The 24,424-nt window shown below is 62.9% G+C and carries 20 protein-coding genes; 6 read left to right on the forward strand and 14 right to left on the reverse strand.

The genetic code is table 11. From position 1 onward, the window contains the following. Positions 1-2: 2 nt before the first annotated feature. Complete coding sequence (locus GPA21_RS04020; protein ID WP_168986929.1) at positions 3-1,184, forward strand: heme biosynthesis HemY N-terminal domain-containing protein; 1,182 nt, start codon at positions 3-5, stop codon at positions 1,182-1,184. Positions 1,185-1,252: 68 nt separating this feature from the next. On the opposite strand, the gene hemF is transcribed toward GPA21_RS04020, so the two are convergent. The 9 genes from hemF to GPA21_RS04065 all read right to left on the reverse strand — a co-directional run bounded on the left by hemF (position 1,253) and on the right by GPA21_RS04065 (position 10,782). Next, positions 1,253-2,167, reverse strand: a complete 915-nt coding sequence (gene hemF, locus GPA21_RS04025; protein ID WP_168986930.1) for an oxygen-dependent coproporphyrinogen oxidase — start codon at positions 2,165-2,167, stop codon at positions 1,253-1,255. A 41-nt stretch (positions 2,168-2,208) separates the two neighbouring features. Further along, positions 2,209-3,486 carry a phosphoribosylamine--glycine ligase gene (purD, locus tag GPA21_RS04030; protein ID WP_168986931.1) on the reverse strand — a complete coding sequence of 426 codons (1,278 nt, stop codon included), beginning with the start codon at positions 3,484-3,486 and terminating at the stop codon, positions 2,209-2,211. 43 nt (positions 3,487-3,529) lie between these two features. Next, positions 3,530-5,101 carry a bifunctional phosphoribosylaminoimidazolecarboxamide formyltransferase/IMP cyclohydrolase gene (gene purH / locus GPA21_RS04035; protein ID WP_168986932.1) on the reverse strand — a complete coding sequence of 524 codons (1,572 nt, stop codon included), beginning with the start codon at positions 5,099-5,101 and terminating at the stop codon, positions 3,530-3,532. A 79-nt stretch (positions 5,102-5,180) separates the two neighbouring features. Then, positions 5,181-5,417, reverse strand: a complete 237-nt coding sequence (locus GPA21_RS04040) for a helix-turn-helix domain-containing protein (protein WP_168986933.1) — start codon at positions 5,415-5,417, stop codon at positions 5,181-5,183. Beyond that, complete coding sequence (dusB, locus tag GPA21_RS04045) at positions 5,414-6,436, reverse strand: tRNA dihydrouridine synthase DusB (protein ID WP_168986934.1); 1,023 nt, start codon at positions 6,434-6,436, stop codon at positions 5,414-5,416. The genes GPA21_RS04040 and dusB overlap by 4 nt, the downstream gene beginning before the upstream one ends. 107 nt (positions 6,437-6,543) lie before the next feature. Continuing rightward, on the reverse strand, positions 6,544-7,695 hold the full coding sequence (locus tag GPA21_RS04050; RefSeq protein ID WP_168986935.1) for an FAD-dependent monooxygenase: 1,152 nt from the start codon (positions 7,693-7,695) through the stop codon (positions 6,544-6,546). Next, entirely contained in the window at positions 7,682-9,034 is a 1,353-nt protein-coding gene (locus GPA21_RS04055) for an aminopeptidase P N-terminal domain-containing protein (RefSeq protein WP_168986936.1), read from the reverse strand. Before GPA21_RS04055 ends, GPA21_RS04050 begins: the two co-directional genes overlap by 14 nt. Before the next feature lie 9 nt (positions 9,035-9,043). Continuing rightward, positions 9,044-9,769: an N-acetylmuramate alpha-1-phosphate uridylyltransferase MurU gene (gene murU / locus GPA21_RS04060; protein WP_168986952.1), complete on the reverse strand. Its 726-nt coding sequence runs from the start codon at positions 9,767-9,769 to the stop codon at positions 9,044-9,046. Positions 9,770-9,777: 8 nt separating this feature from the next. Then, positions 9,778-10,782 (reverse strand): aminoglycoside phosphotransferase family protein, encoded by a 1,005-nt coding sequence (locus GPA21_RS04065; protein WP_168986937.1) that lies wholly within the window; start codon positions 10,780-10,782, stop codon positions 9,778-9,780. A 728-nt stretch (positions 10,783-11,510) separates the two neighbouring features. Between GPA21_RS04065 and GPA21_RS04070 the strand changes: the two genes are divergently transcribed. Genes GPA21_RS04070 through rsmA form a run of 4 tightly spaced genes read left to right on the forward strand, consistent with a single transcriptional unit; the run spans position 11,511 to position 16,804 of the window. Beyond that, complete coding sequence (locus GPA21_RS04070) at positions 11,511-13,676, forward strand: LPS-assembly protein LptD (RefSeq protein WP_246261746.1); 2,166 nt, start codon at positions 11,511-11,513, stop codon at positions 13,674-13,676. A 33-nt stretch (positions 13,677-13,709) separates the two neighbouring features. Beyond that, on the forward strand, positions 13,710-15,029 hold the full coding sequence (locus GPA21_RS04075) for a peptidylprolyl isomerase (RefSeq protein ID WP_168986938.1): 1,320 nt from the start codon (positions 13,710-13,712) through the stop codon (positions 15,027-15,029). Further along, positions 15,030-16,025 (forward strand): 4-hydroxythreonine-4-phosphate dehydrogenase PdxA, encoded by a 996-nt coding sequence (pdxA, locus tag GPA21_RS04080; protein WP_168986939.1) that lies wholly within the window; start codon positions 15,030-15,032, stop codon positions 16,023-16,025. After that, positions 16,025-16,804 (forward strand): 16S rRNA (adenine(1518)-N(6)/adenine(1519)-N(6))-dimethyltransferase RsmA, encoded by a 780-nt coding sequence (gene rsmA / locus GPA21_RS04085; protein ID WP_168986940.1) that lies wholly within the window; start codon positions 16,025-16,027, stop codon positions 16,802-16,804. Before pdxA ends, rsmA begins: the two co-directional genes overlap by 1 nt. Positions 16,805-16,808: 4 nt before the next feature. Here rsmA and GPA21_RS04090 read toward each other — a convergent pair whose 3' ends face one another. The 3 genes from GPA21_RS04090 to xth form a co-directional block, all read right to left on the reverse strand. Continuing rightward, positions 16,809-17,003, reverse strand: coding sequence for a YgaP family membrane protein (locus tag GPA21_RS04090; protein WP_168986941.1), 195 nt, complete (start codon positions 17,001-17,003; stop codon positions 16,809-16,811). Between the two features lie 139 nt (positions 17,004-17,142). Then, the gene (locus GPA21_RS04095; protein ID WP_168986942.1) at positions 17,143-17,805 is read right to left on the reverse strand and encodes a Crp/Fnr family transcriptional regulator; all 663 of its coding nucleotides are present in this window, start codon (positions 17,803-17,805) and stop codon (positions 17,143-17,145) included. Between the two features lie 16 nt (positions 17,806-17,821). Then, positions 17,822-18,583 carry an exodeoxyribonuclease III gene (xth, locus tag GPA21_RS04100; protein ID WP_168986943.1) on the reverse strand — a complete coding sequence of 254 codons (762 nt, stop codon included), beginning with the start codon at positions 18,581-18,583 and terminating at the stop codon, positions 17,822-17,824. A gap of 266 nt (positions 18,584-18,849) precedes the next feature. Between xth and GPA21_RS04105 the strand changes: the two genes are divergently transcribed. After that, complete coding sequence (locus GPA21_RS04105) at positions 18,850-21,738, forward strand: putative bifunctional diguanylate cyclase/phosphodiesterase (protein WP_168986944.1); 2,889 nt, start codon at positions 18,850-18,852, stop codon at positions 21,736-21,738. Positions 21,739-21,783: 45 nt separating this feature from the next. Here GPA21_RS04105 and GPA21_RS04110 read toward each other — a convergent pair whose 3' ends face one another. Together GPA21_RS04110 and GPA21_RS04115 are read right to left on the reverse strand one after the other, a co-directional pair. Continuing rightward, a complete protein-coding gene (locus tag GPA21_RS04110; RefSeq protein ID WP_168986945.1) occupies positions 21,784-22,263 on the reverse strand; it encodes a glutaredoxin family protein in 480 nt (159 codons plus the stop codon). Further along, positions 22,260-24,317 (reverse strand): M3 family metallopeptidase, encoded by a 2,058-nt coding sequence (locus GPA21_RS04115; RefSeq protein ID WP_168986946.1) that lies wholly within the window; start codon positions 24,315-24,317, stop codon positions 22,260-22,262. The genes GPA21_RS04110 and GPA21_RS04115 overlap by 4 nt, the downstream gene beginning before the upstream one ends. Between the last annotated feature and the right edge of the window lie 107 nt (positions 24,318-24,424).

The raw sequence follows: 24,424 nt of genomic DNA on the forward strand, positions 1-24,424 counted from the left end.
CCATGCGTGCCCTGATCTGGATTATTGCTCTGTTCGCCGTGGCCGCCGGTCTGGCGATGTTTGCCGGAGCCAACGAAGGCTACGTGCTCGTGGTCCTTCCCCCGTGGCGTCTGCAGGCCTCATTGAACCTGACGGTTGTCGCGCTTGTTGTGGGTTTCTTCCTGCTCTATTTCCTCATGCGTCTGGTGAGCCGCACGCTGGATCTTCCTGGACGAGTGGGCGCTTATCGAAGCCGGCGCCGGCAGGAGAAGGCCGCGCGCTCAGCGCGCGAGTCTTTGCGCGCACTCTTCGAGGGGCGTTTCGCTGATGCAGGCAAGCAGGCTCGGATCGCATACGGCGCCGGCGATGCCGGGGTCGAGGCAGCCTTGCTCGCGGCACGGGCGGCCCATGCTCAGCGTGACGACCGCGCGTATCGGGAGTGGATTGACAAGGCTATGTCCGCCGAGGGCGGTCGGACCGCCGCCTTGTTGACCGAAGCCGAACTGGCGACCGCAGAGGGCGCCTGGGACGCGGCTGAAGAGGCACTGGCCACCCTGCGCAAGGGGGACCACTCGAGCGTAGCGGCGAATCGTTTGCAGCTCGACCTTGCGCGCGCCCGCGGCGATTGGAAAGCTGTACCCGACCTGGTGCGTCAGTTGCTGGCCAACAAGGCGATCGGGGCCGAGGAGGGGCGGGCACTCGTTCGTGCTGCGCATCTGGCGACCCTCGAGTCCATGGTTGATCAGCCGGAGCCTCTGGCCGATTATTGGCGCAAGCTCGGCAAACCGGATCATGCCGATCGGGAGTTGGTGTTCCAGGCGCTGCCGATTCTCGCTAAAGGCGGAAAGGGAGCGGTGGCGCGCAAGGACGTTGAGCGGCTGCTTGATGGTGAGTGGGACAGCGCGCTGGCCCGACGTTATGCGCTGTGCTCCGGTGAGGGTGAAGAGGCACGCGACGCGCTCTCGCGCTCCGAGAAATGGCTGAACCGCCAGCCGGATGACCCCGGGTTGCTTTTCGCGCTTGGCAAGCAGTGCATGGTCGCCCAGATCTGGGGCAAGGCGCAGAGCTATCTCGAGCGCTCACTTGCGCTTGATGCGCGTGCAGAAACGCATCTCGCGTTGGGTCAGCTCTTCGAAGCCACCGAGCATCCGGCGGAGGCGAAAGCACATTTTGCGCGTGCTGCCCAACTTGCGCTCGAGGCTTGACGGCCTCACATGCTCTGACCGAGTTGTTCCGAACGTCCGCCCCTGTGGCGAACGCGGGCTACGATTCCTTATGCCCAGTCGCGCGGTGTCAGAAAGTCGCTGTACAGGCGCGCTTCTGCTGAGCCGGCAGCCGGCGCCCAGTCGTAGCGCCACTTGACGATGGGTGGCAGCGACATCAGGATCGATTCGGTTCGACCGCCAGATTGCAGGCCGAACAAGGTGCCCCGGTCGAAGACCAGGTTGAATTCGACGTACCGCCCACGGCGGTAAGCCTGAAAATCTCGCTCCCGCTCGCCATACTGGGTGTCGCGGCGACGCTCCGCGATCGGGAGATAGGCCGGCACGAAGGCGTCTCCGACGCTTCGCATCAAACCGAAGCAATGCTCGAAATCGCGAGTGCCGTCGGCGCCCAGATCGTCGAAGAACAAACCACCGACGCCGCGCGCTTCATTGCGGTGCTTGAGAAAGAAGTAGTCATCACACCACCGCTTGAGCCGCTCGTACTCCGGGCGACCACCGAAGGGCAGCACTGCGTCGCGGCAGGTAGCGTGGAAGTGACGCACGTCTTCCTCGAACGGGTAGTAGGGTGTGAGATCCATGCCGCCGCCACACCACCACACCGGATTGTCCTCGCCCGCGCCGGCGATGAAGAAACGCACGTTCATGTGGACCGTCGGACAATAGGGATTGCGCGGATGGAACACAAGTGACACGCCCATGGCCTCGAAGCCCTTGCCGGCAAGGTCCGGACGGTGGGCGCTGGCCGAAGGCGGCAGTGCCTTGCCAAAGACATGCGAGAAATTCACCCCACCCCGTTCGAAGAAGTTGCCTTCCTCGATGACGCGGCTGATCCCGCCGCCCCCTCCGGGGCGTTCCCAGGCGTCCTCATGAAACGGCTTGCCATCGAAGGCCTCGAAGCGTTCGACGATGGCGCGCTGAAGGTTCAGAAGGTAGGCCTTGACGGCTTGGGTATCGATACTCATCGTGTCAATGCAGCTTGTGAGGGGCTTTCACTGTGTGTCGGTCAGGGCTTGCGGGCGACTGCTCGGAAACCGATGTCGCGGCGATACTGCCGACCTTCGAACATGATCGCGTCCACCAGGTCGTATGCGCATTTCTGCGCGGTCCGGACGTTGTCGCCGAGCGCGGTCACGCACAGAACGCGGCCGCCTGCAGTGACGATGTCCTCGCCCGACTGGGCGGTGCCCGCGTGGAAGACATGGCTGTCTTCGGATGCGGCGGTGGGCAGGCCAGTGATGCGATCCCCCTTGCGCGGAGATTCCGGATAGCCGGCGGCGGCGAGCACGACACCAAGCGCGACCCGCCGGTCCCACTCGGCCTCGACCTCATCAAGCCGCCCGGCGATCGCGGCCTCGATGAGGTCGGACAGGTCGGACTTGAGGCGCATCATGATCGGCTGGGTTTCCGGGTCGCCCATGCGGCAGTTGAACTCGACCACACGCGGCTGCCCGGCGTCGTCGATCATCAGCCCTGCATACAGGAAGCCGGTATAGGGCATGCCCTCGGCACTCATCCCAGCCAGTGCCGGGTTGATGACTTCGCGCATGACCCGCGCGTGAACCTCCGGCGTGACCACCGGAGCGGGCGAGTACGCACCCATGCCGCCAGTGTTTGGCCCTGCGTCGCCATCGCGGAGTCGCTTGTGGTCCTGGCTGGTTGCCAAGGCGAGGGCGTTCCGGCCGTCGGCCATGACGATGAAGCTCGCCTCTTCGCCGCGCATGAATTCTTCGATGACGACACGGGCGCCGGCGTCGCCCATCCTGTTGTCGAGCAGCATCATGTCGATTGCCGCGTGCGCTTCATCGACGGTCATCGCCACGACGACCCCTTTGCCTGCAGCCAGGCCGTCGGCCTTGATGACGATGGGTGCGCCTTCCGCATCGATGTAGGCATGCGCTGCAGCGGCGTCGGAGAAGGTCTGATAGCGTGCCGTCGGAATCTTGTGCCGGACCAGGAACTGCTTGGCGAAATCCTTGGAACTCTCGAGCTGCGCCGCTGCGCGGGTCGGACCGAAGATTGGCAGGTCCGCCTCGCGGAAGGCGTCGACCACACCGGCGGCGAGCGGCGCTTCCGGGCCGACGACGGTATATTGCACGCCCTCGCGGCGGGCGAGCTCGACCAACTCGGCGATGTCCGTGACCGGTACGTTTTCGAGCAGTGGTTCGCGTGCGGTGCCGGCATTACCCGGGGCGACCAATACCCGGGTAACCTTTGGCGACTGGGCAAGCTTCCAGGCCAGCGCGTGTTCGCGGCCTCCGGATCCGATAACGAGTACTTTCATGTCGATTGTCTTGCGTGGGTAGGCAGTCGGGAAGCGTGCGGCTTCAGTGGCGGAAGTGGCGGAAGCCGGTGAACACCATGGCGATATCCTGCTCGTCCGCAGCGGCGATCACCTCCGCGTCGCGCATCGAGCCGCCCGGCTGGATGACCGCAGTCGCGCCGGCCTGGGCGAGCACGTCGAGACCGTCACGGAACGGGAAGAAGGCGTCCGATGCGACGACCGTACCCTTGATCTCGAGACCGGCATTGCCTGCCTTGATTGCCGCGATGCGGGCGGAGTCGACCCGGCTCATCTGGCCGGCTCCGACGCCGACGGTCATGCCGTCGCGGCAATAAACGATGGCGTTCGACTTGACGTATTTGGCGACCCGCCAGGCGAACATCAGATCCGCGAGTTCGGTCGGGGTCGGCTGGCGACGGGTGACGATCTTGAGATCGGCTACGGCGACTGTTGCATCATCGGCACTTTGCACCAGCAGACCACCTGCGACCCGCTTGAAGTCCAGCGCGCCGCCGGAGCGACCCGGCGAGCAGGTCAGCACGCGCACGTTCTGCTTGGCGGCGAGCAGGGCAAGTGCTTCGTCGGAATAGGCAGGCGCGATGAGCACTTCGAGGAATTGTGCCGACACCGCCTCGGCGGCTTCGCGATCGACCTCGCAGTTGAAAGCGATGATGCCGCCGAAGGCCGACGTCGGGTCGGTGGCAAAAGCCTTGCGATAGGCAGCCGCCGGGCTGTCGCCGAGGGCCACGCCACAGGGATTGGCGTGTTTGACGATGACACAGGCGGTGGTGTCGAACGCTTTGACGCATTCCCACGCGGCATCCGAGTCGGCGATGTTGTTGTATGACAGTTCCTTGCCCTGGAGCTGGCGGTAGCCCGCGATTCCTCCCTCGGCAGCGCCCGGTTCGCGGTAGAAGGCTGCGCTCTGGTGAGGGTTTTCGCCGTAGCGCAGGTCCTGGACCTTGTCGAGGGCGATATGAAATCGCTCCGGGAAAGCCTGCCGGCCGCCGTCGTCGGTCAGGGCCGTCAGATAGTTGGAGATTGCGCTGTCGTATCGAGCGGTGTGGGTGAAGGCCTTGACCGCCAGCGAGAACCGGGTCTTCGCCGACAGCGCGCCTTCGTTGTCACGCAACTCACCGAGGATGCCCTCGTAGTCGTCCGGGTCGGTGACGATGCCGACACCGCCCGCTTCGTCGCCATGGTTCTTGGCGGCCGCGCGGACCATCGTGGGGCCGCCGATGTCGATGTTTTCGATTGCTTCTTCCAGCGTACAGTCGTGCCTGGCGATGGTTTGGGCAAAGGGGTAGAGGTTGACCACCACCAGGTCGATGCGCGAGATGTCGTGGGCTGCGATGGTGTCCATGTGCTCGGGCAGATCGCGCCGCGCAAGAATGCCGCCGTGCACCTTCGGGTGCAGGGTCTTCACGCGGCCGTCGAGCATCTCCGGAAAGCCGGTGTGGTCGGATACGTCGGTGACGTCCATGCCCGCCTTGCGCAGCAGCGCAGCGGTGCCTCCGGTGGACAGGAGCTTGACGCCCAACTCCTGGAGGGCTTGTGCGAATTCGAGCACGCCGCGTTTGTCGGAAACACTGATCAGGGCCTGGGTGACTTTCATGTTTGTCGTGCTGGGGATGGTTTTGAGAGCGGGTGGTTGAGACGGCGGCCGGCGAAGCGTGCCAGCGGTGAATGCCGTTTCAGAGCAACTGATGGTCGCTGAGCTTGCGTCGCAAGGTGTTGCGGTTGATGCCCAGGATCTGGGCGGCCACCGTCTGGTTACCGTTGGCCTGGCGCAGCACGAACTCGAGCATTGGGCGCTCGACGGTACGCATCATCATGTCGTACACCGCGGCGGGCTTTTCGCCGTCGAGGTCGCGAAAGTACTGGTCGAGCGTGCGGGTGACGCAGTCGGCAATGTCGTTCGCGCAACTCATGCTGCAAGCTCCTGGGGGAAATCGTCCTCGTAGCGCAGGTGGCTGTCGTGCTCGGCGAGTGCACCGAAGAAGCCATCCACCGCGTCAAGCTGGTCGCGGATGTCGCCGAGCTGGTTCATCATGCGTCGGAATGCCGCCGAACCGACCAGCCCTTTCGTGTACCAGGAGATGTGCTTGCGGGCGATCTTGACGCCCGTTTCCTCGCCGTAGAAATCATAGAGGTCGGCGAGGTGCTCACGACAGACACGGTGGATCTCGGTGACCAGTGGCGGTGCGAGCAGCTCGCCGGTGGCGAGGTAATGCTCGATCTCGCGAAAAATCCAGGGGCGCCCCTGTGCGGCGCGACCGATCATGACGCCGTCGGCGCCCGTGTAATCAAGCACCTGTTTGGCTTTCTGCGGGGTGGTGATATCACCGTTGGCGATGACCGGGATACGCACCAGCGTTTTTACATGAGCAATGGTGTCGTACTCGGCGTCGCCGGTGTATTGGTCTGCACGGGTGCGGCCGTGGATCGCGATCGCGCGGATGCCGCTTTCTTCGGCAATGCGTGCGATCGTCGGCGCGTTGCGGTTCTCGCGGTTCCAGCCGGTGCGGAATTTGAGCGTGACCGGGGTGTTCGGCACTGCGGTAACCACCGCCTCGAGGATGCGGGTGACCAGCGGTTCGTCCTGCATCAACGCGGAGCCCGCCATGACGTTGCAGACTTTCTTGGCCGGACAGCCCATATTGATGTCGATGATCTGGGCACCACGATCGGCGTTGTATCGCGCTGCCTCGGCCATCATCGCCGGGTCGGCGCCGGCAATCTGCACCGATATCGGATCGACCTCACCGTCGTGATTGGCTCTGCGCTGGGTCTTGGCGCTGCCATAGAGCAGCGAATTGGAAGTCACCATCTCCGAGACCGCGACGCCGGCGCCCATCTTCTTGCACAGTTGGCGAAAGGGGCGATCGGTCACCCCGGCCATCGGGGCGACGAAAAGATTATTACGCAGGGTAAAGCCGGCAAACTGCATGATTCGGAGGCGGTTTCAGGGTAAACCGCAATTCTAACCCATAAACCGGCGGTGTTCCGGCCTTGCGGTCACCGGACGCGGTGCGAACGGTGCGTTTCGCCAATGGCTCAGGGCCAGGCGCGAGCGCCGAACATCATGCGCCGGGCGACGAAATCCCGCAGTGGCGGACAGACGTCGAGCGCAAACAGACCCGCACCGCGTGCGTGCCTGAGCAGCGGGTTGTCGTTGCTGAACAGGCGTACCAGTGAGTCGGTGAAGAAGATCGTGCTCTGGCGATCAAGCTTGCGCTGGTTGGCGAAGGTCAGCAACGTGTTCTGGTCGCCGGGATCTCCCGGATGGGCTTGCAGGACGCTGGCGAGGGCATGCACATCGCGCAGCGCGAGATTGAAGCCCTGCCCGGCGACCGGATGTAGCGTCTGTGCCGCGTTGCCAAGCCAGACGGTGCGCTGCCCAGTGGTTTCCTTCCGGTAGCGCAGACCAAGCGGATAACACAGGCGGTCGGAAACCTTGCCGAGCGCCACCCGCCCGCCGATGAGCGGCTGCAGGCGGTGGCGGTATTCATCGTCGTCCAGCTGCAGCATGGCTTCGGCGCTTTCCGGTGAGAGCACATGCACCAGCGCGAAACCCCTGCCGTGCGGCAAAAGGGCGACAGGCCCTTCGCGCGTAAAACGTTCGTAGGCGCGATACTCATGCCCGTTCGGGCAGTCGACATGGGCGATGACCGCCTGTTGCCGGTAGTCACGTTCGACGATGTCGGCATCCGGGTTGGCGAGCCCGCCTTCGGCGCAGGCCACGAGTCGGGCGCGAAGGCTCGATGGACCGTCCGAAGCATGTTCGAGGCTGGCTTCGACATGGTCTTCGTGTGCCGCAAGGGACTTGACCCGCGTGAATTCGCGTACTTCCAGCCGGGAGCGCGCGGCGATCTCGCCGAGTCGACTTGCCAGCGCGCCGGCCGAACCGACATGCCCCAGCGCGTCCAGTCCGTGGTCGGATGCCCGGATCAGCGTGCGCCCGAAGCCGCCTTGCTGTGATACGTGAATACTGCGTATCGGGGTGGTCTCAAGGCCTTGCCAGGCGCCGAGATTCTGCAGGGTCAGCCGAGTGCCGTGGGCGAGCGCGAGCACGCGCGGGTCGGCGGCACTGGCCTGCGCGCTGCGTGCATCGACCAGTACGATGTCCAGTCCGCTGTCTCGCAGTGCGCAGGCCAGCGCCAGCCCAACCGGCCCTGCACCGACGATGAGCAGATCATGCGTGTGCATGCTCACCATCCCGCATCAAGCGCTCGATCTCGTCGGCGCCGCGGGGTACGTCGTCGGTGATGAAATCGCAGCCTTCTGCGGAAACGAGTGCGTCGTCCTCGATGCGGATGCCGATGTTCCAGTAGGCTTCCGGGATGTCCGGCGCCGGACGGATGTAGCAACCCGGCTCGACGGTGAGCATCATGCCCGGTTCGAACAGGCGCCACTCGCCCGCTTTCTTGTACTCGCCGGCGTCATGGACGTCGCGGCCCAGCCAGTGGCCGGTACGGTGCATGTAGAAACGCCGGTAGCGGCCTTCTTCGATTGCGGTGTCGAGCGGGCCGCGAATGAGCTTGAGGTCGATGAGCCCCTGGGTGATGACCTCGACCGCGGCCTCGTGTGGGGTGTTCCAGTGCTCGCCGGGGCGAATCGCTGCGCGTGCTGCGACCTGTGCGGCGAGAACGACCTCATAGATCTGACGCTGGGCGGTGGAAAAGCGCCCGTTCACCGGGAAGGTTCGGGTGATGTCGGAGGCGTAGCCGTTGAGTTCGCAGCCGGCGTCGATGAGCAGCAGGTCGCCGTCGTTCATGCGTCGATCGTTGCTGACGTAGTGCAGTACGCAGGCATTCGGGCCGCTGGCGACGATGGAGGAGTAGGCCGGCGCTTCCGATCCGCGGCGGCGGAAGGTGTGGAGCAGTTCGGCTTCAATCTCATATTCGAACATGCCGGGCCGGGTACGTTGCATCGCGCGGATGTGCGCCTCGGCCGAAATTCTTGCGGCGTGACGCATGATGCTGATTTCGACCTGATCCTTGACGAGTCGCATCTCGTCGAGCTCTGCGCGCACGTCACGGATGCTGTGCGGCGGCACCGCACCGGCTCGGGCATTGGCGCGCACTGCGTTGAGCGCGCGGGTGACCCGCTCGTCCCAATCCCGATCGTAGCCGACGCTGCACCACAGCACCGGCTGCTCGGCGAGGAGTTCGGGCAGACGCAGGTCCAGGTCGCCAATCGTCCAGGCTTCGTCGAAGCCGAAGGTTTCGCGCGCCGCGTCGGGACCGAAGCGAAAGCCGTCCCAGATCTCGCGCTCCTCGTTCTTCTCTCGGCAGAAGAGAATCGAGCGCGGTGTTTCGCCTGCAATGATGACCACGACGGCCTCGGGTTCGCCGAAGCCGGTCAGGTAGTGGAAGTAACTGTCGAAGCGGTAGGGGTAGTGCGTGTCGCGGTTGCGATGTTGTTCGACTGCGGTCGGCAGCACCGCAATGCCGCCGCCGGCGGCGTTCATCCTGGCGATGAGACGCTGGCGGCGGGCAAGATAGGGAGCGATATCGGGAATCAGGCGGTCGATGGAGGCGTTCATGGGGGCATATTATCCGTGAAACCGGGTGTCGGCTTTCGACTCGCGCTGCGCGCCAGGGTTCTGGCTCTTCTTGAGGTGGCTGTCGAGTTCGGCGAGTCGTTCCGGGGTGCCGACGTCAATCCAGTAGCCATCATGGCGCTCGCCGGAGACCCTGCCTCGCGCCATCGCCATGCGCAGCAGCGGGCCGAGTGCTGCGCGTTCGCCGATGACGAGGCCGGAAAAAAGGTCGGGGTGGAAGAGTCCGATGCCGGCATAGGTCAGACGGTTCTCCGGAGCCTCGCTGACGCGCCCGCCTTTGAGCGTGAAATCTCCAGCGGAATGGTGGGGCGGGTTGGTGACCAGCATGAGGTGCGCGAGGGAGTCTCCGGACGTCAGGTGCCGGGCCTGATTGGCGAAAGCGCCGATATCGAAGTCACAGAACACGTCGCCGTTGATGACGAGAAAGACATCGTCGCCGAGCAGCTCTTGTGCTTGACGAATGCCGCCAGCGGTTTCCAGTGCCGCTTCCTCGGCCGAGTAGCGGATGCTCACGCCGAAACGGCTGCCGTCACCCAGCGCGTCTTCGAGCATCCGGCCCAGGTGGGCGTGGTTGATGACGACATCACGCAGTCCGGCTTCTGCGAGCCGCTCGAGATGATGGCCGATGAGCGGCTTGCCGCCTGCGACGAGCAGCGGCTTTGGGCAGGTGTCGGTGAGCGGGCGCATGCGCTCGCCCCGCCCGGCCGCGAGAATCATCGTTCTCATCAGAACGTATAGCCGACGCCGATGGTACCGGGCTCGATGACGTCGAGCAGGCGCAGCAGCGGCTTGAGTTCGCCGTAGCGTGCGCAACTGCGACGCAGGTAGTCCATGACCAGGGGCATGTCCTTGAGATAGCCGTCCTTGCCGTCGCGATGATGGAGGCGGGCGAAGATGCCGAGCACCTTGAGGTGACGCTGGACGCCCATCCAGTCGAAGTCGCGCTGAAAGTCAGCGAAGTCGGCGCGCACCGGAAGTCCGAACCGGCGTGCGATATCCCAGTAGCGCACCAGCAGGTCGAGGGTGAACTCCTCGTCCCAGTGGATGTAGGCATCCTTGAGCAGCGAAACCAGGTCGTAGCTGATCGGGCCGAACACCGCGTCCTGGAAGTCCACGATGCCCGGGTTGCGGCCTGCCTCGCAGACCATCAGATTGCGTGAGTGGTAGTCGCGATGGACGAAGACCCTGGGTTCAGCGAGATTGACCGCGAGGATCCGCTCATATGCGGTCTCGAGGGTCTGTTTCTGCGATTCGTCGAGCGCGATCCCCTTGTGCCGGGCAACGAACCACTCGTCGAACAATCGCATTTCGCGCAACAGCAGTTCTCGCGAATATTCAGGCAGTGCGTTGGCGTGGCTCGCCCGCTGGATGGCGATCAGGCTGCCGAGTGCTTCGGCATAAAGGTTGTGGGCGTTGTCCGCATCGAGTGCGTCCAGATACGTCTTGCTGCCGAGGTCGGACATCAGGATGAAGCCTTTGTCCAAGTCGGCTTCCACTATTTCGGGTACATGCACGCCGGCCGCGCCGAACAGCTCTGCGACCTTCAGCCATGGCCGACAGTCCTCGTGCGACGGGGGCGCGTCCATGACGATGAACGTATCGCCCGAGCCTTCGGGGGCGACGCGGAAGTAGCGCCTGAAGCTGGCATCCGATGATGCAGGGCTCAATTCGAAGGCCGCGCCTTTCAGGGCTTGGTCGAGCCACTTGCGTAGCTGTGCGTTTCTGTCCAATTCTGGCTCCCGGGTGTTTCCTTGTTGCATACGTGGGTGACCTGTGCGGTGATCGAGTTGGCGTATCCGGCGCACCCGAACCCCGCAGGATGCGTCCTGCGATCTATCGATTGGTGGGTTTCCGTGTTCGCCAGTCAGAGTTTGCAGTTGAGCTGCAGGCGAAGCACGCCATAGCCTCGAACGCCGGTCGATCGATTGCTTCGCGCCTCGCCGCGACGCCTCCAACAGCTGGCGACCCTTGGTGTAAAATTCAGCAGTTTACCAAATCCGCCTCCGCCGCCATGTGTCGGGGCGAGACTGTTTTCGAACCGAGCGAGGGACGGGGCTTGCGTGCAAAGCGATTGAACACACGGTTGGCATTGATGCCGTGGTTGCTCATGTTGAGCGGGGTTTCCCTCGCCGGCGGATTGGCGCCACTTTCGGTGTCTCCCGACCTGATTCGCAGCCCGGCCCCCAGATTGGTGCCGCAGACACCTGCAGTCGAACCGTCGGTCGAGCGCGTGGTTGATGTTCCGGTTGAGGTTCGCCCAAGCTCTGTCCTCCCAGCCGTTGAACCGCGGCAAGGCGCAGCGACTGCTTCACCTGTCGGCGGTGCAACCGTGACGGACACCGCCGGCCAAGTGGCCGCGCCGCGCTCGCAAAGCGCGGAAGCAGCCGGTGTCGGGGATGACCCCGTAACCATGAGTGAGACGGCGCCTGCCCCCCGATCACCGGTAGCTGCTTCCCCCTTGGAGCGAGGGGCTACCCAGGTCAGCGCCTTGCGCATCGTCGGTGTGCGAGCAGTGGAGCTGGTCGCCGAGGGTGAAGCCGAACTGGTGCGGGATTCACGGGTGCTGACCGCAGACCGGGTGATCTACAACGAACTCACCGATGAAGCGACTGCCGACGGTAATGTTCGACTCAGTCAGGAGGATGACTGGCTGATTGGGGATTGGGCCCGCCTCATCGTTCACGAGTGGGTGGGGGAGCTCGATCGGCCGCGATATGTGTTCTCGCGGCAGTCGCAGGCGCGGCCAGGCGTTGCGCCGCGAACCATCGTCGGCACCGGTGGTGCGGACGTCGTGTATTTTGAGGGCGAGAACCGGTACCGGATGGTCAACGCCACCTGGACTACCTGCGAGCCGGAGGACCCCGATTGGTTCATCCGCGCCGCAGATCTTGAGCTCGACTATGATCGCGAGGTCGGGGTCGCCCGTGGTGCCACGCTGGTGTTCAAGGACACTCCCATCCTGTGGTGGCCGCGCATGTCGTTCCCTCTGGCGGAGCAGCGGCAGTCGGGCTTTTTGGTGCCGACGATCGGGGTGTCGAACAAGACTGGCTTCGACCTCGCGGTGCCCTACTACTGGAACATCGCCCCGAACTACGACGCAACCATCACGCCGCGCCTGATGGGGCGGCGCGGGCTGCAACTCGGTGGCGAGTACCGCTATCTGTCGCAGAACTACAGTGGCGAGATTCGAGGCGAGTGGCTGCCCAAGGATCGGGTGACAGGTGAGTCGCGATCCTTGGGAGCAATTCAGCACGACCACCGCATTACAAGGCGGTTGCGGGCCAGCCTGGACTACAACTGGGTGTCTGACGATGATTATTTCGAGGATCTCAGTTCAAGAATCGCGGTAGCCTCCCGGGTCAATCTGCTCCGTCAGGGGCGGATGAGTTATCAGGGGGACTGGTGGTCGGTCCAAGGCCTTCTGGAAGGGTATCAGACCCTCGACGGATTCGGCCCCTATCGCAGGTTGCCCCAATTGTTGCTGTCAGCCTACAGGGCTGATCTTCCTGCCGGGTTGGCGTTCGGTTTCAGTGGCGAATACGTTGATTTCAAACACAAGGATTCGGCGTTCGCGGAAGGCCGGCGAACGCATCTACGACCGCAGCTGTCGCTTCCGATCCGAACCGCCGGTTATTTCCTCACACCGCGTGTGAGCCTTAATCACACTCGCTATGATCTCGGGCGTTCGCTTGTGGGCGGGCGTGACTCGATTACCCGGACAGTTCCAGTATTCTCGATCGACAGCGGCATGTTCTTTGAACGTGACTCCGCCTTTTTGGGACAGTCCTATCGCCAGACGCTCGAGCCGAGGCTTTTCTACGTGCGGGTACCTTATCGAGAGCAGCGGGACCTTCCAATATTCGACTCCGGGCGTTTCGATTTTGGTTTTGCCCAGCTGTTCTCCGAGAATCGATATGTGGGTGTGGACCGCATCGGTGACGCGAATGAGCTCACCGTGGCGGTAACGACACGCTTCATCGAGCAGAGTTCAGGTGCTGAGCGCCTGCGCGCGACACTGGCGCAGAAGTATTACTTCGACGAGCAACGCGTCACGTTGAACGAACTTGGCAAACCAGCCGTCGAGGATGCACGCGTTCGCCGCCGCACCGATGTGCTGGCGGCTGTGAGCGGTCGGGTGACTCAGGCAGTTTCGGTCGACAGCCTGTGGCGCTACGATCCCTTTGACGGCGAAACCCAGCGTTTCAACTTTGCCTTGCGCTATAACCCGGAGGTCGGGCGGGTGTTGAACGTCGGCTACCGGTACGCAAGAGAGTTGCTTGATGGCCGAGAAGGCTTGAAGGACGTGGACTTTTCGGCCCAATGGCCGCTCGGTAACCGCTGGTACGGCGTCGGCCGCATTACCCGTTCAATCAAGGAGAACCGGGTAACCGAGGCCGTCGCTGGGGTGGAGTACCTGAGTACCTGTGGTTGCTGGACCTTCCGCACCGCGGCTCACCGTTTCGCCACCAACCCGGACCGCGTGACCAACGCCTTGTTCTTCCAGCTTGAGCTGACCGGGTTGGGCGGCATCGGACCAAGCCCGGTGAATCTGTTGACACGCAGCGTGCCGGGCTATGGCAAGATCAACGAACCCATGTCGGACCGCTACTTCGGTACTGACTGACCCCGCCCACCGGATATCCAGGCAATTCTAAACATGCGCATTCTGTCCTACATCAAGCTCACCGCCGTCCTCGCCGCTGCATGCCTGCTCATCCCCGCTCAGGTAATGGCGCAGCGCGCCGTGCCGGTCGATCGCGTGGTCGCGGTGGTCAACAACGAAGTCGTGACTGCGCTGGAATTGCGCGAGCGTGTTCAGGCAGCGATCCGTCAGTTGCAGCAGCGCGGGATCGAAGCGCCGCCGCTCGAGGTACTCGAGGAACAGGTGCTCGAACGCATGATCATCGAGCGCGCTCAGCTCCAGCTGGCTGCCGAAACCGGTCTGCGGATGGACGAGGCCACCGTCGATCGTGCCATCGCTTCGATTGCGCGCAACAATAACCTGAGCGAGGAGGAGTTGCGGTCGGTGCTGATCGAGGACGGCATCTCGTGGGAGCGCTTCCGGCAGGAGATTCGTACCGAGCTGACGATCACCCGGCTGCGAGAGCGCGAGGTTGAAAGCGAGATCGTCGTCACCGAGGCGGAGATCGACAACTTCATCGCGAACAACCCGGACGCTTTTTCCGGTGAGGAACTGTTCGTCGCTCATGTGCTGATCCGCATGCCCGAGGCGCCGTCGCAGGCTGATCTGGCCCGTTACATGGCGCGGGCGGAGGAGGTGCTCTCACGTCACGCCGCTGGCGAAGACTTCGCCCAGCTCGCCGCTGCCTATTCCGATGCACCCGATTCCACGCAGGGCGGCGCCCTTGGCTGGCGCAGCCGCGACAGGTTGCCCGGCTTGTTTGCCGATGCCGTGCGCACATTGCGGCCGGGTGAAGTATCGCCGGTGCTGCGCAGTCCCGCCGGGTTGCATATTGTCAAGTTCGTCGCGATGCGTGGCGGCGAACTCGCTGGTGGCGTGGACGAAATGGAACAGACCCGGGCGCGTCACATCCTGATTCGTACCACCGAAGTTTTGTCCGATGCCGAGGCCGAGGCACGGTTGCTCGGCTTGCGCGAGCGCATGGTTCAGGGCAGTGAGCGTTTCGAAGAACTGGCCCGGATTCACTCGGACGACTTGTCGGCTGCGCGCGGGGGCGATCTCGGCTGGATCTACCCGGGTGATACGGTGCCCGAGTTCGAGCGAGCGATGGATGCGCTTGCGCCCGGCGAGATCTCGCAGCCCGTGCGCTCGCCCTTCGGTTGGCACCTGATCGAAGTCGTGGAGCGCAGAGTGCAGGATGTGTCGGACGAGCGCATGCGGGCCGCGACTCGTAATGCGTTGCGCGAGCGCAAGGCGGAAGAGGCCTACGATGCCTGGTTGCGCGAACTACGGGATTCGACCTTTGTGGAATACCGTCTCGAAACGGATTTCTGAATGACGCATCCTAGCCCGCTGATCGCGATCACCAGCGGGGAGCCCGCGGGTGTCGGGCCTGAACTCTGCGTCCTGCTTGCTCGACGCCGGTGGCCGGTGCGGCCGATAGTGATCGGCGATCTGGCCTTGATTCGTGAGCGAGCAGGAGCGATCGGTGAGCAGGTGTCGGTAGTCGAGTTCCAGCCGCAGTCGTCGCCCATCGAGGGCGTGCTCGAAGTTCACCATGTGCCGCTGGCTTCAAGGTCTTATCCTTCCCGGCTCGATGTGACGAACGCGGGCTATGTGCTCGCCACGCTGGACGAAGCGATTGGCGGTTGTGTTTCGGGCAGGTTCGCGGCGATGGTGACCGCGCCGGTACACAAGGGTGTCATCAACGATGCCGGGATCGTGTTCAGCGGCCATACCGAGTATCTTGCCGAACGGACTGCGACCCGGCGCGTGGTGATGATGCTCGTGGGTGGGGGCATGCGGGTCGCGCTCGCAACCACTCACTTGCCGCTGTCCGCAGTGCCTGCCGCGCTCACAAGCGAACTGCTGCGAGAGACGATCGAGATACTCCACCGGGATCTTGTGCAGCGCTTCGGCATCGCTTCACCGCGTATTCTCGTCGCCGGTCTCAATCCGCATGCCGGCGAAGGTGGATACATGGGGCGTGAAGAGATCGATGTCATTGTGCCGGTTCTCGAAGCCTTGCGGGCGGAGGGTCTCGACCTCGTCGGGCCGCTACCTGCCGACACCCTGTTCGTTCCTGACAAACTGGCCGGTGCCGACGCGGTGTTGGCGATGTATCACGATCAGGGGCTGCCGGTACTCAAACATGCGAGTTTTGGCGGTGGGGTGAACGTGACTCTCGGCCTGCCGATCATCCGCACATCTGTTGATCATGGTACTGCGCTGGACCTGGCCGGAACGGGTAAGGCAGATCCGGGTAGCCTGCATGCTGCGCTGGAGCTGGCGATCGCCATGGCGGGCAAGGCTCGGGAGATCAGGCGTTGATGGAGCATCGTGCGCGAAAGCGTTTCGGCCAGAATTTCCTGACCGATCCGAACACCGTTCGCCGCATCGTCGATGCGATTCGCCCGGCGTCGGACGACAACATGGTCGAGATCGGCCCTGGGCTGGGTGCGATGACCGAACCCCTGCTCGCGCGGCTCGAACACCTGCATGTGGTCGAGATCGACAGGGATCTCATCGCGCGGCTTGCCATGCGCTTCGGGTCGGAACAGTTGACCATCCACGAGGGCGACGCACTCAAGTTTGATTTCGCCACCTTGGCCGCGCCGCTGCGTGTCGTCGGCAATCTGCCCTACAACATCTCGACGCCGCTGTTGTTCCACCTGGCCGCATTCGCCGACCGGATCCGCGACATGACCTTCATGTTGCAGAAGGAAGTCGTGATGCGAATCGTGGCCGAGCCGGCAACCGCGGACTACGGGCGCTTGTCGGTCATGCTGCAGTACCGTTTCAGGGTCGGCAGGCTGTTCGACGTGTCGCCTGGCGCTTTCACGCCGGCACCCAAGGTCATGTCGAGCATCGTCCGTTTGGTGCCGCTGCCGCCCGAGGCGCTGAATGCGACCGACGAAGCCCTGCTGGAGCGCGTGGTTGCCGCAGCTTTCGGACAACGCAGAAAAACCCTGCGGAACACCTTGCGCGAGTTCATGGCCGAGGCCGATTTCCTGGCACTCGGCATCGACTCCGGCTTGCGCGGCGAGCGACTGACGGTCGGCGATTTCGTACGAATCGCCAACCACGTCAGTGCCCGCGGAGCGCTTTAGCGCCTCAACCCTTCTTGGTCGGGCAGGTGTTTGCGCCGATCAGCGTGTAGGCCGGGCACCAGCCCATCAGGCCGGTCGCGAGCGGCACGATGCCGATCCAGGTCCACGGCGCGCCGATGCCGAGAATGGCGAGTGCGATCAGGACGAGGCCTGCGACGATGCGAATGATCTTGTCGATGGAACCGACGTTCTTGGTCATGGTGTTCTCCTTTGCGGAATGGGGCAATCGTGCGTACACATTCCACCAGACCGGTGTCAGTCAGTCTGTGACCTTGGATACACAGGCGCCATGCCGCGTATCGATTGCAATCCGCGGCCGTGGAAGGAGATGGCCGCGTTCAGCTTCGGATTGCGCTAGCCAGAGTGCGTAGACCGGCAGGGTCCAGAATATCGATCTGTTCACGGCCCAGCCGCACCAGCCTCTGTTCCGAGAATCCCTTGAGCAATCGGCTTACGATTTCGCGGCCGCTGCCGAGTTCGTCCGCGAGCTGCTGGTGCGTGACTCGAAGGCAGCTTCCCTTGCCGAGCAGCACGCCGGCCAGACGCTGGTCCAAACGTTTGAACGCCACCTCGTCGATCAGTTCGATGAGATCCGCAATGCGTTCGGCGAAAAGGTGAAAGACGAAACCACGAAAAACAGGTTCTGCCAGCATGGATTCGAACACTGTCGTCGGGAGCAGCAGTATGCGGCAGTCGCTCTCGGCCACCCCGCGTGCATTGTATGGATGGGCGCCGAGCAGGCATGCGGTCGACAGAATGCAGGTCTCTCCTGAAGCGACGCGGTAGAGCGGCAACTCTCGGCCATTGGGGGCCGGCTTTACGACGCGAATGCAGCCTTCGAGCACGAAGGGGAAACCCTTGCACGACTGCAGTTCGTCGAACACCATGTCGCCCTCAGCCAGTCTCACTTCCATGCCGGACAGCTTCAGTCTGTCCCGTGCGGCCGGTGGCAGATTGTCGAGGCTCGGGTACAGGGTGGTCAGTGTTGGTAGGGCATCCATGACAAGCGGGGGTGCTCTAGAGATCGAATTGGGCTACGACCGGGGCATGATCAGAGGGGCGTTCGAGTCGACGCGGTGCCTTGTCGATGATGCAGGCACTGCAACGTTCGGCCAGGGCCTTAGTGGCAAGGACGTGATCGATGCGTAGTCCAAAGTTGCGCCTGAACGCGCCCATACGGTAGTCCCACCAGGAATAGCTGGCGTCGTCCTGGTCGAAACGTCGGAAGACGTCTTCGAGTCCGAGTTGCTCGAGTGCGCGGAAAGCTTCCCGTTCCGGTTCGGAGACATGAATCTCATCCTTCCAGTCAGGATGGGCGTCACGCGGCTGCGGCGCGACGTTGAAGTCACCGGTCAGGACGAGGCGCGGGTGGGACTTCATCTCTTCCCTTAGCCAGACTGTCAGCGCTTCAAGCCAGCGCATCTTGTAGGCGAATTTTTCCGAGCCGACCGCCTGACCATTCGGGAAGTAACCGCACACGATCCGGACGTCACCGATTGTGGCGGCGATGATGCGTCTTTGTACGTCGTCGAAGCCAGGAATGTCGCGGACGATGTCCGTCATTGCATGCGGGCTCAAGATCGCGACGCCGTTGTAGGTTTTCTGGCCGTTGAAGACCGATCGATAGCCGACGGCCTCTAGTTCTGCCTCAGGAAATGCCTTGTCCTCCAGCTTCAGTTCCTGCAGACACAGCGCATCCGGACGATTCGTTGCGAGCCACTCTGTGACATGAGGCAGGCGGACCTTCAGGGAATTAACGTTCCAGGTGGCGATTTTCATGATCTGCGAATGCGTTTGATCTCAGGCGCCAGAGTGGCACCGAGTGACGTGAGTGCGAGTGCTGCGCGTTGTTGGTACTGGACATGATACGAAATTTCGCCGGCACTTTCGCGGAACCGCATTCCCTGTCTCTCGAGCTCGATGTTTCACATGGCGGATGGCGAACTGATCTGAATTACTTCAAGCGTGAATTATGTCGCTATGTTATGAGAAAAGCATTGCCTAAACTCCGGAGGGGCGGTTTATGCTCTCGGGATCAAAGGGTGATGACTCTTGTTGCGGAGCAGGGAGAGGGTGGTATGCACAATGTCGGACGCAGTGACGCGCCAGCCGAGGTTTTGATTCGCGCGCATCGTGCTGGGGTGGTGCTGAGCGCGCTCCCCTTCACGATGCTCGTATCGCTCGTGCTGGCGGGGTTTCTTGCTTCGACCCATTGGGGCGTTGTCGAATCCCGAGTGTTGCTCTTCTGGCTTGGCGTCGTGAGTCTGGTCAATCTTGCGCGCATCGTCCTTGCGCTCGCCTATCGGAAGATCATGCCACAGCCGGAGCACTCCCTGCCTTGGGAACGGCTGTCGCTCTTCGGTGCGTTGCTCGCCGGGGTGGCATGGGGAGCTGGTGCTTATCTGTTGTTCGTTGAACAGAGCGTTGCGCACCAAGCGATGCTTGCCTTTGTGATCGCCGGTTTGTGCGCTGGAGCTGTGGCGACGATGTCGGCACATATCCTTTCGGTCGCCGGTTTCATCGTGCTGGCAACCTTGCCTCTGCTGTATCGTTTCGCGGGCTCTGCGCAAGAGCTCGCGACACCGATGACGGTCATGCTTGCCCTGTTCATTCTGATGTTGTTGCCTACTTCGGCCCGCTTCTACGGCAATCTGAACGATATGCTGAGAGAACGTTACGTCAGACAGTGCTTGCAGCGCCGGGAGACAGCTCGAAGCGCCGTACTCGAGCTCGTTGCGAGCGGCGCGCCCTTGAAGCAGGTGCTGGAGCGGGTCGTACGCGAGGCCGAGGAGGAGCGACCAGCCAGCCGAGTCGGCATTCTGCTGCTTGACGACGGCGGCCGGTGCTTGCGTGTCGGCGCGGCACCCAGTCTGCCCGAGGAGTATCGGCAGGCGCTTGACGACTTGCGCCCGGGGGCGGACATGGGGCCCTGCGGTGTCGCCGCCTTTGAGAAACGGAGGTTCATCGCTGAGGATCTATCGGGTCATCCCGATTGGGTTTCGGGGCGTCAGGCCGTCATGCACTTTGGCCTGGCCGCTTGCTGGTCCGAGCCAGTGGTGGCCACCGACGGTTCGGTGCTGGGCGTACTGGCTGTCTTTCATGCTCAACCGCACAAACCGGACGAAGAAGAGCTCGAGTGGGTGGAGAACATGTCGAGACTGGCTTCGATTGCGATCGAGCGAGGTCGGGCAAGCGAGACCACCCGTCTTGCGGCCCTGGTCTATCAGAATTCGAGCGAAGCAATGATCGTGACCGACGCAAGAGGCCGGGTCCTTGCGGTCAATGCGGCTTTCTCGGAGCACACGGGTTGGACAAGCGAGGCGATCATCGGCAGCCTTGCGGAAGCGCTCGTGTTCGACGTCGGTAACGATCAGGCCGCTAAAGCGCTTCGATCGGCTGTGCTTGCCAACGGACGTTGGCAAGGAGAACTGGAATGCAGAAGACTGGATGGTGGGGCTTTCCCCGCATGGGTGACCATAGACAGCATCGGAGGTGATGACGGCAGGGTCTCCCGAAGAGTCATTCTGCTTTCCGACATGACCGAGAAGAAAGAGGCTGATGCGCTCATATGGTCACAGGCCAACTACGATTCGCTCACGGGCATGCCGAACCGCCGTCTGTTTGTCGATCGGTTGCTGCACGCGATCAAGTCTGCCCGGCGTGACAGGCATCAGGTGGCGGTCTTCGTGGTCGATCTCGATCGCTTCAAGGCCGTGAACGAAACCCTTGGTCATCGCCATGGTGACATTCTGCTGGTCGAGGCGGCGCGGCGGCTCCGGGCATGCCTGCGGGACTCGGATACCGTAGCGAGACTCGCCGCGGACGAGTTTGCGATCGCCATGGGAGAACTTCCCTCGGTCACGGTCATTGGCCGGATCTGCGAGGAGATCATCTCGTCGTTCAATCGCCCCTTCAAGCTCGGTGATGAAGAGGTCTTCGTGTCGGCCAGCATCGGAATCTCGGTCTTCCCCGACGATGCGACAGACGCTGAGGCCTTACTCGGCCACGCGGAGCAGGCGATGTATGCCGCCAAGCAGGGGGGGCGCAATCGATTCAGCTTCTTCACACGGGGGATGCAGGAAGCAGCGCTGCACCGCGCCCGAATGCTGAAGGATCTGCGCCACGCGGTCTCGCACAATCAGTTCAGTCTTCATTATCAACCAATCGTCGATCTGGCCGATGGTCGGATCCGAAAGGCCGAAGCGTTGCTCCGATGGCAGCGCCCGTGCGGTGACATGGTGGACCCGGCACAGTTCGTGCCGCTGGCCGAAGAAAGCGGACTTATCCATGAAATCGGAGCCTGGGTGTTTCGTGAGGCGACCGAACGGCTGAGAATCTGGCGTGCGCGTTACGATCACCGCTTCCAGGTCAGCATCAACAAGTCTCCGCTCGAACTGCTCGCGGCTACGCGGGAGGGCATGGACGTGGTCGAGCAACTCGCCTTGAGCGGCCTTGCGGGGGAAGGTGTCGCGATCGAGATTACAGAAGGTGTGTTGGTCGACCCTGCCAGCAACATCAACGACACACTGCTGCGCCTTCGGGACGCCGGCGTCCAGGTTGCGATCGATGACTTCGGGACCGGGTACTCTTCCTTGGCTTACCTCAAGCGTTTCGATATCGACTATCTCAAGATTGACAAGTCCTTTATTCGCAACCTCGAAGCCGACGCGAGTGATCTTGTGCTTGCCGAGGCCATCATTGTCATGGCCCACAAGCTTGGCTTCAAGGTCATTGCAGAGGGCGTCGAAAGTGAGGCGCAACGCGACATTCTGTGTCAGATCGGTTGCGACTACGCACAGGGCTATCTCTTTTCCCGGCCCGTGCCTGCGGATGATTTCGACCTTCTCCTGCAGCGAGAGAGCGCACTGTCAGGCGCCCGCTTGACCACGATCGAGGGCGGGCTGGCAAAGCGCCGCCAGGGCGGAGGGTCATGAGGTTCGGCGAGTGATCGTCCCTTGATGGGATGGGCGCCTGGATCTCTACCGTGGTGGTAGCGGCGTCCTCGGGTAGCCGGCGTTGTCCAGTAGCCGGTTCCATGCGCCGGGTTCGAACCCTATCAGCGTGCGATTGCCCACGGTTGCAGCGGGCACGACGTCCGAACCTTCAAAGCGCTCCCGGAAAACCGAAAACTCGGTTTCAGTGCTGACCATTCGTTCCTCGAATGGAACGCCGCGACCCCGCAGCAGTTGCATCGCAGAATCGCAGGGGGCGCCACAGTCAAGACCGGTATAAAGCACCACCGGGTATCGTTCAGCGGCGATCCGGACGCTGTAGGTGGGCACCGGCTCGGGCCGACCCGCAAACACCCGCACCCGTTCGGCATCCTCGATGGCGGGGGGCGGGCGATCAGAGAAGACTGTCTGCCCGCGCTCGTCGGTCCAACGATAAACGCCCTGTGCTGCCACGTGAGCACAGGCGACAAGCAGGCAACAGGCAATCGCGAACCGAGGCAGAATCATGCTTCGATCATACCACTGTGACGCAGGAGTGCGTCGACCCTGGGTTCGCGCCCCCTGAATGCCTTGAATGACTCGATGGCCGGACGGCTGCCGCCGACCGCCAGAATTTCACGCCAGAAACGCTCACCGGTGACCGGGTCGAGTAGCGATCCTTTGCCGGCGCCTGCCTCCTCGAAGGCCTCGAAAGCGTCAGCCGACAACACCTCGGCCCACTTGTAGCTGTAGTAGCCGGCAGCATAGCCCCCGGCGAAAATGTGCGAGAAGCTGTGCGGGAAGCGATGCCAGGCCGGCGGGGTGATTACTGCGATTTCCCGACGCACTTCATCGATCAGGGCGAGCACGCGATCCACAGACACAGGCCCGGCGCTGGCATCGATCTCACTGTGCAGGCGCAGGTCGAACATGGCGAACTCGAGCTGGCGCACCGTCTGCATGCCGCTCTGGAAGTTGCGCGCCGCGATCATCTTGTCGAACAGCTCACGCGGCAAGGGTTCGCCGGAGTCGACATGGGCGGTCATGCCCTGGAGCACGTCCCACTCCCAGCAGAAATTCTCCATGAACTGGCTCGGCAGCTCGACCGCGTCCCACTCGACGCCATGGATACCCGACAGCGCCAGCTCGTCGACCTGGGTCAGCAGGTGGTGCAGTCCGTGGCCGCACTCGTGGAACAGGGTCTGGACGTCGTCATGGGTGAAGGTGGCCGGCTTGTTGCCCGAAGGGCCGGAGAAGTTGCACACCAGATAGGCAATCGGCGTCTGCACCCCGCGGGCGGTGAGTTGCCGGCTGCGTGCGGAGTCCATCCAGGCGCCGCCGCGCTTGGTTTCGCGGGCATGAAGATCGATGTAGAAATGACCGACCAGATCGCCGTTGCGTTCTATGCGGAAGAAACGGGCGCTCGGGTCCCAGCGTGGGGCGTCCTCGGGGAGGATGTCGACGCCGTAGAGCCTGCGGATCACGCCGAACAAGCCGTCGATGACCTTGGGTTCGGGGAAGTACTGTTTGACCTCCTGTTCCGAGAACGCGTAACGCGCCTGGCGCAGCTTCTCCGAGGCATAGGCCACGTCCCAAGGCTCCAACTCGGCCAGACCAAGGGACTCGCGTGCGAAGCGCTGCAATTCGTCAAGATCGCGCTCCGCAAAAGGCTTGGCCCGTGCGGCAAGGTCACGCAGAAAGGTGAGCACCTCCTGAGGCGACTCGGCCATTTTCGCCACTAGCGAGACTTCGGCGAAATTCCCGTAGCCGAGCATTCTTGCCTCTTCCTCGCGCAGAGCGAGAATGCGGCCGATCAGCGGTCCGTTGTCCAGTTCGTCCGGGCCGAACTCGGAAGCCCGGGTCGCGTAGGCACGGTACATGCGGGCCCGCAACGCGCGGTCTTCAGCATACTGCATCACGGGAAGGTAACTCGGCATCTGCAGGGTGAACTTCCAGCCGCTGCGACCAGCCTTCTCGGCAGCGGTCCGAGCCGCGTCAAGCACGTCATCCGGTATGCCGGTGAGCATTGCCTCGTCCTCGATCCATTCGGCATGCGCGTTCGTGGCGTCCAGCAGGTTCTCGGAGAACTTCGCGGCGAGCGAGGAGAATTCCTCCTGGATGGCCTTGAAGCGGGGCTTGAGCTCATCGGGCAGTTCTGCACCAGCAAGCCGGAAGTCGCGAAGTTCGTGCTCGAGAATGCGCTGGCGTACCGGGTTGAGCGTGGCGAACTCGGGACCGTCGTGCAAGGCCTTGTACTTCTTGTACAGGGCGAGGTTTTGCCCCACCTCGGCGTAGAAGCTGGAGATAGCGGGCAGCATCTGGTTGTAGGCGTCGCGCCATTCGGGGACGTCCATGACACTGTGCATGTGGCCCACTATGCCCCAAGCGCGGCCAAGGCGTTCGCCCGCCACGGTCATCGGCACCACGAAGTCGTCCCAGGTCGGTGCCGCGGGGTCGGCCAGCAGGCTGTTGATCAGCGTCCGGTTTTCGTCGATGAGCTGGCTGATTGCAGGCTCGACATGCTCAGGACGGATGGTATCGAAGTCGGGGAGGGCGTCGAATTCGAGAAGCGGGTTGTTCATCAGGCGATGTCTCCAGGCATAAACGCGGACTGCCGGCCTCAGGCCGGCAGTCCGACTCAGATTATTGTATTCTCGTTTGCGATGCGTTCGGGCTATCGTTCCCGATG

It is taken from the genome of Azoarcus taiwanensis (assembly GCF_012910885.1).
Lineage (GTDB): Bacteria > Pseudomonadota > Gammaproteobacteria > Burkholderiales > Rhodocyclaceae > Azoarcus_F > Azoarcus_F taiwanensis.